General features: G+C 41.5%; 18 protein-coding genes and 2 pseudogenes. 12 read left to right on the top strand and 8 right to left on the bottom strand.

The genetic code is table 11. The features are described from left to right. Positions 1-9 precede the first annotated feature (9 nt). Both HWQ41_RS20830 and HWQ41_RS20835 read left to right on the top strand, forming a co-directional pair. Positions 10-336 (top strand): MbtH domain protein, encoded by a 327-nt coding sequence (locus HWQ41_RS20830; protein ID WP_292766923.1) that lies wholly within the window; start codon positions 10-12, stop codon positions 334-336. Positions 337-988: 652 nt separating this feature from the next. Next, positions 989-1216, top strand: coding sequence for an MbtH family protein (locus HWQ41_RS20835; RefSeq protein WP_292766926.1), 228 nt, complete (start codon positions 989-991; stop codon positions 1214-1216). Positions 1217-1622: 406 nt separating this feature from the next. On the opposite strand, the pseudogene HWQ41_RS20840 reads toward HWQ41_RS20835, so the two are convergent. Together HWQ41_RS20840 and HWQ41_RS20845 are read right to left on the bottom strand one after the other, a co-directional pair. After that, a pseudogene (locus HWQ41_RS20840) lies at positions 1623-1931 on the bottom strand (transposase); the annotation flags it as partial. Further along, positions 1915-2065, bottom strand: a pseudogene (locus tag HWQ41_RS20845) (ABC transporter substrate-binding protein); the annotation flags it as partial. The pseudogenes HWQ41_RS20845 and HWQ41_RS20840, both read right to left, overlap by 17 nt. Positions 2066-2119: 54 nt before the next feature. Here HWQ41_RS20845 and HWQ41_RS20850 point away from each other — a divergent pair. Together HWQ41_RS20850 and HWQ41_RS20855 are read left to right on the top strand one after the other, a co-directional pair. Then, on the top strand, positions 2120-2365 hold the full coding sequence (locus tag HWQ41_RS20850) for a type II toxin-antitoxin system Phd/YefM family antitoxin (protein WP_292766929.1): 246 nt from the start codon (positions 2120-2122) through the stop codon (positions 2363-2365). Between the two features lie 241 nt (positions 2366-2606). After that, positions 2607-2876, top strand: coding sequence for a type II toxin-antitoxin system VapC family toxin (locus HWQ41_RS20855; RefSeq protein ID WP_292766932.1), 270 nt, complete (start codon positions 2607-2609; stop codon positions 2874-2876). A 16-nt stretch (positions 2877-2892) separates the two neighbouring features. Here the strand turns inward: HWQ41_RS20855 and HWQ41_RS20860 are convergent, their stop codons facing one another. After that, complete coding sequence (locus HWQ41_RS20860; protein ID WP_292766976.1) at positions 2893-4113, bottom strand: ABC transporter substrate-binding protein; 1221 nt, start codon at positions 4111-4113, stop codon at positions 2893-2895. Positions 4114-4342: 229 nt separating this feature from the next. On the opposite strand from HWQ41_RS20860, the gene HWQ41_RS20865 reads away from it, so the two are divergent. Next, positions 4343-5764 carry an MFS transporter gene (locus HWQ41_RS20865; RefSeq protein ID WP_292766935.1) on the top strand — a complete coding sequence of 474 codons (1422 nt, stop codon included), beginning with the start codon at positions 4343-4345 and terminating at the stop codon, positions 5762-5764. Between the two features lie 89 nt (positions 5765-5853). Here HWQ41_RS20865 and accD read toward each other — a convergent pair whose 3' ends face one another. The 4 genes from accD to leuB form a co-directional block, all read right to left on the bottom strand. Then, positions 5854-6804 (bottom strand): acetyl-CoA carboxylase, carboxyltransferase subunit beta, encoded by a 951-nt coding sequence (gene accD, locus HWQ41_RS20870; RefSeq protein ID WP_292766938.1) that lies wholly within the window; start codon positions 6802-6804, stop codon positions 5854-5856. 650 nt (positions 6805-7454) lie between these two features. Beyond that, complete coding sequence (locus tag HWQ41_RS20875) at positions 7455-8279, bottom strand: A24 family peptidase (RefSeq protein WP_292766942.1); 825 nt, start codon at positions 8277-8279, stop codon at positions 7455-7457. A 118-nt stretch (positions 8280-8397) separates the two neighbouring features. Next, positions 8398-8658 (bottom strand): hypothetical protein, encoded by a 261-nt coding sequence (locus HWQ41_RS20880; RefSeq protein WP_292766945.1) that lies wholly within the window; start codon positions 8656-8658, stop codon positions 8398-8400. Between the two features lie 94 nt (positions 8659-8752). Further along, positions 8753-9841, bottom strand: coding sequence for a 3-isopropylmalate dehydrogenase (gene leuB, locus HWQ41_RS20885; RefSeq protein WP_292766948.1), 1089 nt, complete (start codon positions 9839-9841; stop codon positions 8753-8755). Positions 9842-10115: 274 nt separating this feature from the next. Between leuB and HWQ41_RS20890 the strand changes: the two genes are divergently transcribed. The 3 genes from HWQ41_RS20890 (at position 10116) to tumE (ending at position 11076) form a co-directional block, all read left to right on the top strand. After that, complete coding sequence (locus HWQ41_RS20890; RefSeq protein ID WP_292766951.1) at positions 10116-10502, top strand: hypothetical protein; 387 nt, start codon at positions 10116-10118, stop codon at positions 10500-10502. Positions 10503-10598: 96 nt separating this feature from the next. Further along, the gene (gene tumA / locus HWQ41_RS20895; protein WP_292766954.1) at positions 10599-10829 is read left to right on the top strand and encodes an antitoxin TumA; all 231 of its coding nucleotides are present in this window, start codon (positions 10599-10601) and stop codon (positions 10827-10829) included. Then, positions 10819-11076 (top strand): toxin TumE, encoded by a 258-nt coding sequence (gene tumE, locus HWQ41_RS20900; RefSeq protein ID WP_292766957.1) that lies wholly within the window; start codon positions 10819-10821, stop codon positions 11074-11076. The genes tumA and tumE overlap by 11 nt, the downstream gene beginning before the upstream one ends. 184 nt (positions 11077-11260) lie before the next feature. On the opposite strand, the gene HWQ41_RS20905 is transcribed toward tumE, so the two are convergent. Then, positions 11261-11881 carry a hypothetical protein gene (locus HWQ41_RS20905; protein ID WP_292766960.1) on the bottom strand — a complete coding sequence of 207 codons (621 nt, stop codon included), beginning with the start codon at positions 11879-11881 and terminating at the stop codon, positions 11261-11263. A 241-nt stretch (positions 11882-12122) separates the two neighbouring features. Here HWQ41_RS20905 and HWQ41_RS20910 point away from each other — a divergent pair, with 241 nt between their 5' ends. The 4 genes from HWQ41_RS20910 to purT all read left to right on the top strand — a co-directional run bounded on the left by HWQ41_RS20910 (position 12123) and on the right by purT (position 16511). After that, a complete protein-coding gene (locus HWQ41_RS20910; RefSeq protein WP_292766978.1) occupies positions 12123-13073 on the top strand; it encodes an ABC transporter ATP-binding protein in 951 nt (316 codons plus the stop codon). A 44-nt stretch (positions 13074-13117) separates the two neighbouring features. Beyond that, positions 13118-14740 (top strand): ABC transporter permease subunit, encoded by a 1623-nt coding sequence (locus HWQ41_RS20915; protein WP_292766962.1) that lies wholly within the window; start codon positions 13118-13120, stop codon positions 14738-14740. A 59-nt stretch (positions 14741-14799) separates the two neighbouring features. Beyond that, positions 14800-15282, top strand: a complete 483-nt coding sequence (locus HWQ41_RS20920; protein ID WP_292766965.1) for a pentapeptide repeat-containing protein — start codon at positions 14800-14802, stop codon at positions 15280-15282. Between the two features lie 65 nt (positions 15283-15347). Then, entirely contained in the window at positions 15348-16511 is a 1164-nt protein-coding gene (purT, locus tag HWQ41_RS20925; RefSeq protein ID WP_292766967.1) for a formate-dependent phosphoribosylglycinamide formyltransferase, read from the top strand. Positions 16512-16666: the final 155 nt, after the last annotated feature.

The following is a 16666-nucleotide window of genomic DNA, read 5'->3' on the forward strand; positions in this document are numbered from 1 at the left end:
GACATCTGTATGAATGAATTAGTGCAACGTTTATCAGAAAGTGAACATTCTGTTGAAGCAAGCTTACGACCCGAAAAAACAGCTACAGCACTGAAAGAAAGTATTGACCGAGGGTATGTACATATCAAATTCACAAATACTAGCGGAGGTACTAATTTAGGTGTCAGACTCGACCCAGAAGCATCTAATTTGCAAGAAGCTGACTTTGAGCATCAAACAGGGAGGGTTCATCTGGTTGGGAACTTGACACTGAATTACGTGAAAGTTCGATGTATTGCAGATATTGAACTGGCAAGTTTAGAAGGTAAGGGACATCTTGAACCAGTGGAATCGTGAGATTTCCCCGTGCAAATTATTAAGGTTCATGGACTAGTAGACATCGGGGTAAATAAGCCACCGATTTGAAATGCCTGAAACCCTTTCCCAAACTTAATTACGTAGTTTCCTTTTCGCCTTCAAGCGAGTATTCGGAATTACAGGCAGTTAGTACTAGTCGTTTGCCAAGTGTGATTATGACAGGTTAAACGAGTTAAGTAGGTAGGCACAATTAAACCGAACTACATGAACTTATGTAAAGCACCAGAAACGCTTTGAATATAAGCTTTTAAGCAATTTACATTTCTTAATCTAGTTGTATTTTTTAGCGCCCACCTACTTAGCCCTTTTCTCTCACTCTCCGAAAAGATTTGCAATTTATGAATTCTAGAGCTTTTGTATAGCAAGCGTAGGCGTAGCCCGCCGCAGGCATCGCGCGATTCTTTTTTAATAACAAATACAAGACCCATTTTTTTCTAATAGTATAGGTTGCATTGATTGCCTCATAAGGCTTCTAGCGATCGCCTTCCCGGAAAGTGACAGAAGAGGGTTAGTAGTAAGCACTTTATTGCTTAAATGACAGTTAGAGACACCAACTACTAACTTATTGTAGTGAAGTACTGGATTATCAAATCTTAGAAAGCATAGCCAATTAAATAGCAGGAGACAAATTATGTACCAAGACGACAAAGAAGACACAACAATTTACAAAGTTGTAGTCAATCATGAAGAACAGTATTCCATTTGGCCTGCTGACAGAGAAAACGCACTCGGCTGGAAGGATGCTGGCAAAAGTGGTTTGAAACAAGAATGTCTAGATTACATCAAAGAAGTTTGGACTGATATGAGACCACTTAGTCTTCGCAAGAAAATGGAAGAAGCTGGTGGAGGTAAATCATAACGCATTTGATTTTTCGTAAAGGTTGTCCAAGGTCAAGAGTCGAATGGCACTAAGAAAAGCCCAAAGGCTTGTGTCACCTCATTCCCAGTCTTAAGACTGGGAATGTATTCCAAAGAGGGCTGCTGCCTCTGGTCAAGAAAGAGGAGGCGGCAGCCCCCCCAGGATGGGTTAAGAGCCTAGAGGCTGGGAACCAGTTAGGGTAAGGGCTGTATCTTAACTTAGTGCCATTCGGTCAAGAGTCAAGGGTCAAAAAACTCTGGACTCTTGACCGAAGCAACTGAAACGTCTCCTGCGGAGCAGGAGAAAGCGAGTCCGCCTACTCCTGCGGGGATCTTGCTAGCAATAGCGTCTTGTAGAAAGCTTTTTCAGGTGATGATTTGGCTTGTTTAATTGATTCTTATAAATGGCGCTTCTCTCGTTTTCTTTGTGTATCCAGTTCTCGATTTATCTGTGTCATCACATGAAATCTATCTGCAACCAATTGAGCATTAGGCATTAGTTCTGTCACGACATTTTTATAACCAACCCACAAATCTATACTCACTTCCTCAATTTGTTCTAAGACCTGAGTTCCCCACCCTACAAGAGTTTCCTTCACGACCTCTTGCGTGCGTCCGCTTAACAGAGTTATTAATTTAGATGTATCTAAATCTATTAATACGACGCAGTAATTACCCTTGCCTTTAACTAGAGCTATCTCATCGATTACTAGGCGCGATCGCCTGCTTTAATGGTTGTTGCCCAAGTAAGGCGCTGACAAACTGGTTATCAAAGTTATTCACGATCCCAGATGAATACTGAACTAACTCCCACCACTAATGGCGATCGCAGTGGATCTTGGTCATAGCCAGTAAATATTGAGTAATAGTTCATGCTATGTCCTATTAGAATATGACTATAGTCATGACTACGGTTATTATGAAATCAATTTCCAAAAGTAAACTCAAATCTCAACTTCTTGAGTTATTACGACTTGTAGAGTCAGAGGGAGAAGAAATTGTAGTTACCGATCGCGGTAAGCCAATTGTGAAAATTTCCAAATACGCACAAGCACCTTCAACAGAAGAGTTATTTGGGGAGATGCGCGGGAAAGTGAAGTACTTTGAGGATTTAACTACACCAACCACTGAAGAATGGGCACAATTGTGAAGATAGTCCTTGACACTTGTGCCCTAATCTGGTGGAGTTTAGATCCAGCGAGACTTTCTGAACAAGCCAAAGAAGCGTGCAACTACATGGAAAGGGATAAAAATGGTCTTGTCCCGTCCATGTCTATACAATACGGTTCAGTTAACGCTAAAACTCCTTGTGAAAGTCAATTTTTTTAACAAACCGCAGAGGCGCAGAGAACACAGAGAGAAAAAAGAAATGCTTAACTGAACTGTATTGCATGTCTATATGGGAAATTGCGATCAAAATCAAAAATAAAAAACTAGATTTAGGAGTCAATCTTAACGAGTACGTAGTAACGCTGAAAAAATCTAGTACCGTTCAGATTGTACCCATTGATGAAAATATTTGGATGGAAAGTGTCAATTTAGAATGGGGTCATCGAGATCCAGTAGATCGAGTTGTCGTCGCACTAGCCAGAAGTAATCAAGCTGCAATAATTACAACGGATAAAGAGATCGCAAATTTCTACTCAGAAGTGATTTGGTGAAGGTAAGAAAGATTGCTTACTCCATCGCCTTAATCTGCTGATTCGCATCATTCTGCCCTCGCGCGATCGCCTGCTTTAATGGTTGTTGCCCCAATAAGGCGCTGACAAACTGGTTATCAAAGTTATTCACGATCGCAGATGGATACTGACCTACCTGCCACGGTGTAGCGTAATTAACTCCCGCCACTAATGGCGATCGCAACGGGTCTTGGTCATAGCCCAAATTCTTGGCCACTGATTTACGTGTTGGCAAAGCAAACCCTGTTCCTGTCCACTTCTGCATCCCTTCTTTACCTGTGAGATAGGAAATCAACTCCCAAGCTTCGGCTTTGTGTTGTGCTTGCTTATTCATCACGTAGGCAACTGTAAAAACCATCGTGCCTTTTTTATTATTAATAGTAGGCAATTGCGCGGTAGCAAACTCTAGCTGAGGAAAGGTTTCAGTTAAATATGGAATTGCCCAGTTACCTTCAATCACCATTGCCACTTTACTCTGACCAAACATTTCACTACCTGAGTTTGTCCCCACATCAGATTTTTGGGCAGAGGAGCGGTCTTTTTGATACTGGTCTACTACCAACTCTAAACCCTGTAAACTTGCCTCATTGGCAAAGGTAGCATAACCATTTTGATCGATGAGTTGTCCACCAAAGGCTTTGATTTTATAAGCCTGACGCGCCAATTCTGGAATTTCTCCAAAGCCGTATCTGTTAATTTTGCCTGTCAATTTTTTCGAGTAGTTACGTAATTCATCCCAAGTAGCTGGCGGACTACTCAAACCTGCGGCGGCGAAGGCTTTTTTGTTATAAAACAGGGCAAGGGTAGAATAGTCTTTAGGAAGTCCATAAATCTGGTTTTGATATTTAAAGCTGTTGAGTAGGTTATCCTCGAAGTCTACTAGGTCAAATTTGGGGGTGATGTAAGCATCTAACGGTTCTAAGACATTTTGACTCATCAAGAAAGGAGCTTCCAGCGCATCCAGATAAAAAACATCAGGCGCGGCTTCCCCAACCAAACGAGTTTTAATTACATCCATATATTGGTCAGAGATTACTTCATATTTGACCTTAATAGTTGGATGTTGTGCCTCAAAGTCTTGCAGTACTTGTCTCAAGAGTTTTTGCTCAACAGGAGAGCCTCCCCAACCACTGAGTTTAATGGTGACTGCGGTAGATGCTGAGGGTTTACTTGGTAATTGTAGACTTTGACAAGCAATAATCGCGATCGCGATCGCCATCACCAATCCCAAAAAATTAAATAATCTTTTCTTGCTCACAGATAGATAAGAGTCTCTTTCTTCTTACTTATACCTTCTGTTGCTAAGGAGTGATATTTTACTTCTCTGAAATTTCTGTTGAGATTTGCAAGCTAAAATAACGAAAAATTATCAGCAATGCTAATTAAAGCATACTGAGTTCCTCTGCAACCGGATTTATTCTAGGGTATTTCACCCATAAACATAGATTATGGATTCTGTTCAGGTTGAAACAACTGCGCCACTGACTCTGGAAATTGCCCAGATTGCCTCACTACCCACAACACTTTCTCCAACCTCTAGAATTCCCAAGGATAGTATTCGCACTAGTTTAAAAGCCTCCACTGCGGATTCTGTCTTAGCAACGGTTTACTCCCTTGGAACTAGCGGGATTTTACTCAGCAATTTCTTGGTGGAATTGGGTGCTAGTCCAGTGGTATTTGGGATGCTGTCCTCTATCCCTATGTTGGTCAATCTTATTCAGCCGTTGGGTGCTTACTTGTCTGAACGCAGCACCAGCCGATTTCAATATTCTCTTCGGACACACGGAATTGGTCGGCTGCTATGGCTGGTTTTAGTAATTGGTATTGCCAGCGTCAGCTGGGGATTGTTTAATACTCACCAGTTAGTGATATTGACACTCTTGATTGTTCTATTCAGCAATCTTTTGGGAGGACTAGGAACTGCATCGTGGCTAAGTTGGGTGGCAATGATAGTTCCCCGGCGATTGCGAGGCAGGTATTTTGGCACACGCAATAGTGCCGCTAGTCTAACTAATTTGGTTTGCGTGCCAATGGCGGGTCTAATTGTATCACATTGGTATGGGGGATCTCTACAAGGTTATGGGGTGGTTCTGCTGGTAGGCATAGTGTTTGGGATTATCGGATTGGGGTGTCAATATTTCCAAGTGGATATGAATCCGCGATCGCAAAACACTTATTATGGCAAGTTACCTCTAACAAGTGAGATTCAGCCAGAGGTTGTAAAAGACGAATCTTCTGAAGTACTTCAATCAATTCATCCGCCACAAGACCAGTTAACTAACAGTATTTGGAAAAATAGTAACTTTTTGATATTTCTGCTGTATTTCAGCTTCTGGACGCTTGCTGTTAACCTCAGCGCTCCTTTTTTTAACCTTTATATGCTGGACACGCTGGATTTGGATGTCAGCTACGTGACTATCTACAACAGCCTTCAGGCGGGGGCAAATTTGCTGATGCTTATCCTGTGGGGAAAATTAGCAGACAAGATAGGCAATCGTCCCATCCTCATCTGTATTGGGATTTTGGTTGCACTCACACCATTACTGTGGTTGGGGATTAGTGTTAATCGCCTTGACATCTGGTTGTGGTTCCCACTGTTACACATCTTTCTTGGAGGTACTTGGGCGGCGATTGACTTGTGCAGCAACAATATACAATTGGGCATTGCACCAATTAAAAATCAGTCTATCTATTTTGCGATCGCAGCTGCCGTTGCTGGAGCGAGTGGTGCTTTAGGCGCAACTATAGGCAGCTTCATCGTGCAATTTTCTCAGTCTGGAGGCTTACTAGGGTTATTTGCCTTATCTAGTCTCTTCAGATTAGCAGCGCTTGTTCCACTCATGTTTCTTCAAGAGCCAGGGAGAAGATGAGGGATTGAAAAGTGAGGAGTTAGAAGTTAGGAGTGAGGAGTTATGAATTTTTCACTCATAACTCCTCACTCCTCACTCATAACTTTTGTTTATTCTGCGGCGGTAGAAGTCAAAGACATTGTTTCCCACAGCACCATATGAGGTGTTGTTAATACAGGCTGGTGTAGGGCAATCAGCTGGGCTAGGGTGTTCTTTAATTGGGTACGGGGTACGATATCATCAACAAAACCGTGCTGGAGCAAATCTTCAGCAGTCTGAAAATTATCGGGTAGTTTTTCCCGTAGGGTTTGCTCAATCACTCGCCGACCGGCAAAACCAATAGTTGCCTTGGGTTCTGCCAAAATGATATCGCCCAACATCGCAAAACTTGCGGTAACGCCGCCCGTTGTCGGATTGGTCAAAACGGGAATATACAATAGTCGAGCGTCTTTATGGCGCTGTAGAGCTGCGGAAATTTTCGCCATCTGCATCAGGGAGAGCATTCCTTCTTGCATCCTCGCACCACCGGAGGCGCAGACGATAACTACAGGATACCGCCGTTGAGTGGCTTGCTCAATCATGCGGGTGAGTTTTTCTCCCACGACCGAACCCATGCTACCACCCATGAAACGGAAATCCATAACCCCAAGGGCAATAGGCAAGCCATTGACTTGACCTAAACCAGTTTTAACTGCGTCTATTAAGCCAATTTTATCTTGTGTTTCTCGTAGGCGATCGCTGTAGAGTTTGCGATCGCGAAATTCTAGGGGATCGGTTGGACGCAAATGCTCGTCCAGAGGTTTCCAGGTATTGTGATCTATCAATTGACGGATGCGCTCATCGCTGTCTACCCGATTGTGATGACCACATTCGACACAAACCATCTGATTGGCTTTCAGGTCTTTTGTATATGCCAACACACTACACTTAGAACATTTATGCCACAGACCATCAGCAATTTCACGTTCTTGGCGTTCGAGGCTGGTAGATCCTGATTTCCGTCGATTTGCAAACCAATCAAATAGAGACTTTAAACCGCGTGATTCTTCGTTGTTAGCCATTTTTTATTTTATTTTAAGTGGGTATGAGGTCGAAAACACGTTAAACTACGCTTTTAAGCAATTCAGACCTTAATTTTCATCTTTGGTTGCCAGCTTAACGAAAATACTTATGCCAATACAAGTCTCTTGCTCTTTTTTTCGGCAGACTTAATTATACGGACGTACTGACTAAAGCCATGAGAATACCAACCTCCAAATAAGATGCTTTCTCCCTCCCACCCAAATCAATTATTCGTATTGCTAGGTTATGAGCAATCAGCATCTGTTGCACTAGTTATGCTTGCCAACGGTTAATCGTCGTTAAGAGGGTAATACAAGTCACAAGCTGAATATTATCAAAATATGAAGGGCAGATGGGGTAATGCTGGTTACAGTCACGAATTATAAATATTTCTTATGAAAGGGCATTGGGCATTGGGCATTGGGCATTGGGCATTGGGCATGGGGCATTGGGCATGGGGCATGGGACAATAATCAATAGTTCTTCCCCTTCTCCCACCCAATGGGAAGCTAAAGCTACATCTGCTCAATCTTTTTCTTCTTTACGAGACGCTGCGCGAACAATTTTGAATTTTGAATTTTGTTAGCGCAGCGTTAGCGAGTCTGCGAGCGTCATTTTGAATTTTGAATTGATTTCTCCCCACTCAAGTTTAAGACGCTGGAAAAAATAACCGCAGGTAGTTAGACAAAATCGCTTCGCCGCTAAACAGGGTAATCACAGATCCTAAAGCTAGAAAAGGGCCAAAAGGCATCTTTTGTCCTAACCTTTGTCGCGATCGCCGTATAATAACAGTGCTACCAATTAATGCTCCCAGCGCACAGGCAATAAAACTAGCCAAGAACAAATATTTCCAGCCTAACCAGGCTCCCATCATGGCTGCTAACTTGGCATCACCGGCACCCATTGCAGCTTTACCAAAGGCAATTGAACCCAATAGGGCGATCGCATCAAACAGCCATAAACCCAATACTGCACCCACTATTGCCATCATCAGGTGATTTACCAATGCTACAAAGCTAGCTTCTGGTAAAAAACCAACCACCATTTGAAACAAAATCCCCACCACTAAACCCGACTGAGTAAGTCGATTGGGTAGGGTCATTGTATCTAGGTCGATAAGCGATAGCGCCAATAACCAACTGCAAAAAGCCCAATAGCCTATTGTTAAAGTCGAAACTTGAAATACCAAAAAAATCAGTAAAAAAATTATGCCCGTTACCCCTTCTACCACAGGATAACGGACAGAAATTTTGCTTTTGCAATATCGACACCGCCCTCTTAAGGAAATCCAGCCGAACACTGGTACATTGTCGTAAGCTTTTAGCTGGTTTAAGCATTTAGGACAACGAGAAGGCGGCCAAAGAATTGACAACCCAGCAGGTAGCCGATAAACAATAACATTGAGAAAACTACCAATAGATGCACCCAAAGCAAAGACCATTACACTCGCCGGAACGGCGAACAAAATGTCCATACACTCATTTGTCCTTTGTCATTTGTCCCTACAGTCATTTGTCGTTTATCTTTTGTCCTTTGTCGAGAACTAATGACTAATGACTAATGACCAATGACCAATGACCAATGACCAATGACTAATACATGTGCGATTCAATTTGACTCAAGGGCACAAAACATTCTTGAGGTAAGAGAACTGGTTGGTTAGTAAAAATAACCTTACCTCGATGATTCATGCGATTAATTGCTACACCGGAAGGTTGCCCAGCTATTTCGGGATGTACTTCACAGTGAGTGTAGTATATCTGGCCAGCAGCTCTGATTACGGCGGGATCAATCAAAGGCGGCTGGTTCTTTGGGGCGGTAAAATTTGCTTGTCCTTGTCGTAATGCGTACACTATCGACTGTTATTTGATTGCTAGATTTCCCTCTAGTCTACCCGAAACTTCTAGCAAAGGTTGCCAAATTGCCCAAGTTGCATTAATTATTAAATTATTTTCCTTCAATCGCTCTAATCAGTGCATCACCCATAGCGCGACAACCTAAAAGATTTTTACCTGGAGAAATTATATCCCCTGTGCGATCGCCTTGTTCTAAAACTTGCAATACGGCTTGTTCAATATGGTCTGCCGCTTTTGGCTGGTCTAAACCGTAGCGTAGCATCATCGCCGCACTCAAAACCTGTGCTAGAGGATTTGCTTTATCAAGTCCGGCAATATCTGGGGCGGAACCATGAACTGGTTCAAACACACCAGGGCCAGAAGCACCCAAACTAGCTGAGGGTAACATCCCAATACTACCCGTGAGCATGGCAGCAGCATCAGAGAGAATATCACCAAACAAATTGCCTGTAACTATGGTATCGAACTGCTTGGGAGCGCGTACTAGTTGCATAGCAGCATTATCTACATATAAATGAGAGAGTTCGATATCTGGATATTCTTGTGAAAGTTGAGTGATGCGATCGCGCCACAACTGAGATACTTCTAATACGTTCGCCTTATCCACCGAACAAAGTTTTCCGCCCCGTTTTCTAGCCGCCTCAAATGCCACCCGCCCAATACGTTCAATTTCTGACTCTGTGTAAACCATTGTATTTACACCGCGTTTCTCACCAGTTTCTGTAGCAAAAATCCCCTTGGGTTTACCGAAGTAAATCCCGCCAGTGAGTTCACGCACCACCATAATATCCACGCCTTCCACAATTTCGCGTTTCAAAGTCGAGGCATCGATTAGCTGGGGCAAAATTTTCGCTGGGCGCAAATTGGCAAATAATCCCAAACCTGCACGTAGCCCTAACAAACCTGCTTCTGGGCGTAAATTGGATGGCAGAGAATCCCACTTATAGCCACCAATCGCAGCGAGTAACACAGCATCACTGTTACGGCAAGTATCTAGAGTCGCAGATGGTAGAGGTTCGCCTGTAGCGTCAATTGCTGCACCACCGATGAGGGCTTCCTGGAATTCAAACTTAATATCAAATTGCTTCCCTACGACTTTCAGCACATCTACCGCCACTGCCATAATTTCAGGGCCAATGCCATCGCCGGGGAGTAGAGTAATGCGGTAGTTCTGTGTCATAGCTGGTTATTACTAGGTAAATGCTTGCAGATCAAATATCATACCCAGCAAAATGTACCGATGGAGTTTTTAATTTATTTAGATGTGTGTTGTCTGAATCGCCCTTTTGATGACCAGACACAAGAACAGATTTTTTTATAGGACTTACGCAAAACTATACACGGTAGGGGCAATTCATGAATTGCCTCTACCTGAAAATCATTCTTTTCGGCTATTGTTTGCGTAAGTCCTGTGAGAGTAGAGAACCCGCTTCAGTGGCTCAGAGAGGTTGCAAATGATCGATGTTAGTAAGTTGACTCAAACTGAAATTCAGAAATTAGGAATAGATACGCTGAGTTTAGCTCTTGGCCCAGCAGGAATGGGGCTATTTATGCATCAATTCGATTTAGGAAGCGGTGATTACACGCGAGATAGGGATGAAATATTGGGAAATCCTACTATTGAGGAAATATTTGCCCGAATCCAAGAAAGGCGGATCTCGCAGGTTGAAAGTTCAGATGTTCTGCCCAAAGTTACAAATATGAAAATGCTAGATGTAACTAAACTTACTCAAGCTGAGATGAGGCGACTGGGAATAGAAGCGCTAACTAAAACCCTTGGTCATGCTGGAATGGCGCGATTTATGCAGCAATTTGAGATGGGTAGTGGAGATTATACGTGAGATCGGGAAAAGGTTGCAAGTTAGGTCTGTATTGGACTCAACTGCAAACCCCTATAATCGCTACAAATGCCATAATGAAATTTAATGGAGAAATTAATGCGTAAACAAATTATCGAATATACATCTCCACTAGATGCGTTGATTGCCCTTACCAAACAGTTAAATACCTATGAAATAAAGTACCAAATGAATTCAGAAGATTTTTTTGCCAAATATAGTCAAGGCGAAACTTCTGACGATGAAGTGTTTGTTGAATGGGCAGGAAACTACCAACATTATCTAGCTCTACACCAAGATATAAAGAGCAAACTCAGAGATGTCGCGTAAAGTTATCCAAGCCTATTTAGATGAAATTGAGCAACTTTTACTCAACTGCTCTAACACGTATATTGAGCAATATAATATAGTCATTTTAACGACAGAGAGAGATAATCTCCGCATTAGGATACGTTTCGCTCTTAGATATTTACTGGAAGTCAGTGAAGCCTTTGTTATTGTAGATAATCAGATTAAATATATCGATTACCGCTATCACTTTCAAGATGAGCAAAATAGTAACGATTATCTAGACTAGAAAATCCAGATATAGCGGTTCTCGCTTGTGTGGAGTACAGTTTTGACCTCTCTCCAAACTTCTCTCCTACGAGTAGAGAGGCTTTGAATCTTACTCCCCTTCCTTTGTAGAGAAGGGGTTGGGGGTTAGGTCTGTATTGGACTCAACTGCAAACCCCTATAATCGCTACAAATGCCACCTGAATTTATAACCTTTTCCAAACCTTGATGAAGGCAATCACCGAATGTCCACAAGCATTCATGATTACAGCATTTATCGTACCATTTATCGGAGGCCCTATGAAAGGCACTATTTTTGCTACGTTGACTAAAGTTTTCTCGCCTGCTTTGGAAATTAACTTAATTCCTAAAGCTTTATTTATCTCAGCAAAAGTTTTACCAGGAATGGACATCAAAGCTTTTTGAATAGCTTGTGATCCTACTTGAGTTCCTACCTGAGTTCCTAATTGATTAGCCAGTTCAGATACACCAACTCCAGCCGCAGCAGCTAAAATTAGTAGTCGTGCAGATTCGCTGTAAGTGTCAATTTCATGTATGGTGAAAAGAGTAGATGCCAGCTTTACTTGGGCATAGAGTGTACTAACAATTTCAAACGGTATCCCGGCTACCCCAACAACCCCACTAGCAATTCCGTTGCCCATAGACCAAAGTGTTAATTCATATATAGCATGATTTAGCATTTGCTCTTTATCGCCGCCCCAGCTTGAATCGTTTAGAAACGTTTGACCCCACTCTCTACCTTCTTCGATCGCACTAACAATATTTTGCCAGATAAAAGGCATATTCATAATCGATTCAAAATCCATACAATTTTTACCTGATTAACTGAGAAGACCTAGAGATTTCTAGCTTTAGTATCCCCCGTAGCAAAACTTAATAATTGGGTATCATTTAAAGCTTTGATGAAATGGTGTAAATGTGGTGTAAATAATGCCCATTACGCAAAGCGACTTTAGATAAACTCAGTTTCAATTTCTGAAACCAGCCTGACAAAAGCTTTAGAAAAGGTTAGGTTAAGTGTTAATCACAAGCCGCACCCCAGCAGCAATGGTAAAAGAATTAGCAATTTGCACTCGTGGATTAACTAAGCAATTTGACCGGCACGTTGCTGTTAATGATGTTGATTTAGAAATTCAGGCGGGGGAAGTATATGGATTGATTGGGCCGAATGGCGCGGGTAAAACAACTCTTATCCGAATGTTGGCGACTGCTGAGGAACCAACTACAGGTGAGATTTATATTAATGGCGATCGCCTCCTACGTGACAAGAGTAACCCCAAACTCAAGCGTCGTCTAGGCTACTTACCCGATGACTACCCGCTATACGAGGATCTGACAGTATGGGACTACCTTGATTATTTTGCGCGTCTGTATCGTTTGCGAGAACCACGCCGCACTCAACGCCTACATGAAGTTTTAGAACTAATCCAACTTGGTAATAAACGTCATAGTCAGATTTCTACTCTGTCGCGGGGGATGAAACAGCGCTTAAGTTTAGCGCGAACCATTATCCACGAACCGATTTTACTACTACTAGATGAGCCTGTTTCTGGGCTTGACCCCATTGCTAGGATGCAATTTCGTGAAATCATCAAGGCTTTACGAGAAGCTGGGATGACTGTAATCATTTCTTCTCACGTTCTCAGTGATTTAGCGGAACTCTGTACTTCTGTGGGAATTATGGAACTTGGCTTCTTGGTAGAAAATACTTCCCTACAGCAACTTTACCAAAGTCTTTCACACCAACAAATTGTGTTATCAACTTTGGGCAACCTAGAGACACTTTTGATTGAACTAAAACATCATCCTTTAGTAGAAGAGTGGGAGGTAATACCAGCAAAAAACAGTGTGCGGGTAAATTTTTCGGGCAAAGATGAAGATAGTGCTGAGTTATTGCGATCGCTCATCAAAGCAGGCATTCCTCTGACTGATTTTCACTGCACACAAGAAGACTTAGAAAGTATTTTCCTAAAATTAGGTCACAAACAAGCATCTTGATACGTCAATAAATATCACTCCCCATTTTTGGAGAATTTTTTCTTATGATGCTCAATTTAATAGACAAAATCGGCGATTGGAATCCGCAACTATTCCGGGAACTCAAAGGACGCTTGAATTTTTTTAATGTTGCGATCGCAGTTGCAACATCCTTACTACTGCAACTGGTAGTTTTTTCATATCAGTTACGTGATTTTCCCGATTATACATTGTGGCAAGAACATTGGGAACATATATTTCTGACGCTGAGTGTAATTTTTATATTTACACTATTAGTTGTAGGAAGTTATTTGCTAATCAACGATTTAGCCAAAGAAGAAACTCGTGGTACGCTGAATTTCATCCGTCTAAGTCCTCAATCAGAAACAAGTATATTGACTGGCAAGTTGCTAGGAGTTCCGAGTTTAATTTATCTGTTCATCTTACTAGCAGTTCCTTTACATTTGTGGGCTGGACTTTCTGCCGATATTGCCTTTAGTTACATTTTAAGTTACTACGCAATTCTTGCTGGTAGCTGTATTTTCTTCTACAGTGCTGCACTCCTATTGGGCTTATTTAGTCGTTCAAGTAGCAGTTTTCAGCCTTTGTTAGGTTTTTTAGGTAGTAGTGTAGTTTTGCTTTTTTTGTTCATAACAATGGTGCTGGCATCGTATGATAGCAACAGTTTAAATAATTCAAATGCTTGCTTCAGACTGTTTAATCCTTGGGATGTAACAAATTATCTATTTCCTAACTTATTTCATCTATCCAATGGTTCTCCCCTGAAAAACTGGCAGTTTTTCTATTTACCATTAGGGACAAGTGTTGTTAGTGTTGTTGGCTTCCATTTATTAAACTTAGGATTGTGCAGTTACGGTATTTTACAAGTTGTTAAACGTTACTTCCGTAATCCTCAAGCCTCAATAATCAGCAAGGAACAAAGTTATTTACTAGTAGCATTTTGCCAGTTGGTGATGTGGGGATTTACTGTACAAACTGGTCTAAATAATGAAAGATGGGATGAAGGGGTTGGAGAAAATCTCGTTTTGGTGGCAGTGTACAACTTGGTGTTGATTTTAAGTTTAATTGTGGTTCTTTCCCCTCACCGTCAAGATGTACAGGATTGGGCAAGATATCGGCATCAGGGAGTTTCTAGCCGCAAAAACTTATGGCGGGATCTAATTTCGGCTGAAAAAAGCCCTGCACTCGTAGCGATCGCAATTAATCTGATAATTGTTACTATCCCCTGGCTAGTTTGGGTTTCACTTACATCTGTTTTTGATGCAAACGATGGTCAAACTTGGCTGAGTAACGATATTGACAGGTTTAAAGTACTTTTAGCTATAGCTTTGTCTATCAGCTTAATGATGATTTACGCTACCATCGCCCAATTGATACTTTTGCTAAAAACTCCCAAGCGTTCTTTCTGGGCAATTGGGACTTTAGGTACAGCAATGTTTCTACCACCGATGATTCTACAATTTCTCGACATCCCCCCATCGAAATATCCTACTGTCTGGTTATTTTCAACTTTTCCTTGGACAGCTATAGAATACTCTGGGGTGACAACAATTTTTATGGCACTCCTAGCTGAGTTGAGTGTTCTAGCGTTGTTAAACTTCCAGTTGACAAGGCGCGTGAGATTAGCCGGCGAATCTGCTACGAAAGCATTATTAGCAGGACGTTAAATTAGAACCCCGACTTCTTTAAGAAGTCGGGGTTCTAACATCGTTAAAATTTAAGAATAATGTTAAATATCCCTACTCAAGACTTACGCCACACAGCCATCGAGTTTTTAGAACAAAGTCCCCCACAGCGTCTACAAATTCTCAAGCAATTGGGCATAGCTCGTTATGATTTTTTAACCAAAATACAACTAAATGAAGCAAATATAATCTGTATGATGCGGTTTTTTAAGTATCCAAGTCAGTTAAAGTTTGCTAATCTTATCGGAGCAGATTTATCTGGTTTAACTTTAGATGGTGTAAACTTCATTCGAGGAAACTTATCAGAAGCAAATCTACAAGGTAGTAGTTTAGTTAATGCAGACCTATTATTTGTAAATTTTACGAAAGCTGACTTGAGAAATGCAGATTTACGAGGCGCAACTCTTAACGAGACTATTTGGTTAGAGACTCTAGTAGATAACTGTCAGCTTGGCATAGGTACTGGTTTAAATCATCTGCAACGTGAAGATTTACAACAACGCGGAGCTAGATTGAATTCTTGAGAAGATGGTAATTAAAACACAAAAAATTATAAGATTATTAAATTGAGATTGTTCTGGATAAGTTAATGAGTATTAAGTTGCCCCAAAAATTGATGTTGCTGGGTTCAGGAGAACTCGGTAAAGAATTTGCGATCGCTGCTCAACGTCTTGGTAATTATGTGATTGCCGTTGACCGCTACGCCAATGCTCCGGCGATGCAAGTTGCTGATGCTTATGAAGTGATTTCTATGCTCAGTGCTGATGATTTAGAAGCTGTAGTGACAAAACATCAGCCAAATATTATTATACCAGAAATTGAAGCAATCAGAACAGAAAAACTGATCGAATTTGAACAGCGAGGGATTACAGTTATACCAACTGCGGCTGCCACTAACTATACAATGAATCGTGATAAAATTCGGGAACTGGCACATCAAGAATTGGGCATCAGAACGGCTAAATATGGTTATGCAACAACTCTAGAAGAATTGATTGCCATTTCTGATGAAATTGGGTTTGGTAATGTTGTTAAACCTGTGATGTCATCCTCTGGTAAAGGTCAATCTGTAGTGCTGGATAAGAGTGAAGTTGAGAAGGCTTGGAATTATGCGATCGCTAATTCTAGAGGAGACAGTCAAAAGGTCATTGTAGAAGAATTTATTAACTTTGAAATTGAGATAACTTTACTGACTATTAAACAGTGGAATGCACCGACAATCTTCTGTTCTCCTATTGGTCATCGTCAAGAACGAGGCGATTATCAAGAATCGTGGCAACCCGCAGAAATTTCTGAAGATAAGATATTAAAAACCCAAGAAATAGCCATAAAAGTCACTGATGCTTTAGGAGGAGCCGGAATTTTTGGCGTTGAGTTTTTCATTACCAAAGATGAAGTAATTTTCTCCGAACTTTCTCCCAGACCCCACGATACGGGAATGGTGACATTAATCTCACAAAATCTCAATGAATTTGAACTACATCTGCGAGCTATTTTAGATTTGCCAATTCCTCATATAGAACAGCTAGGAGCATCAGCGAGTGCGGTAATTTTAGCCTCAGAAAAATCTGATTCTATTGCTTTTACTGGTGTAGCCAATGCTTTGTCAGAAAAAGATGTAGATATTAGATTATTTGGTAAACCTAATGCTCATCCATATCGGCGAATGGGCGTAGCTTTGGCGAAGGGTGTTAATGTCCAAGAGGCTAGGGAAAAAGCTACGAAAGCAGCTAATAAAATCACAATTATCTAATTACCGTAGCAGCTTAAGCTGTCATTGTTGTCAACTTACAGCTATTTTCAGGTATAGCAACGGACAGGAAGCTTAGGACAGAGATCAATTCACAATCTATCCTGTTGAAGGCATCTACCGCCAACTTGTCCTAACGTCTTTGGCGACTGCTATAA

Origin of the sequence: Nostoc sp. NOS(2021) (assembly GCF_017115025.1) — a bacterium.
Taxonomy (GTDB): Bacteria; Cyanobacteriota; Cyanobacteriia; order Cyanobacteriales; family Nostocaceae; genus Nostoc.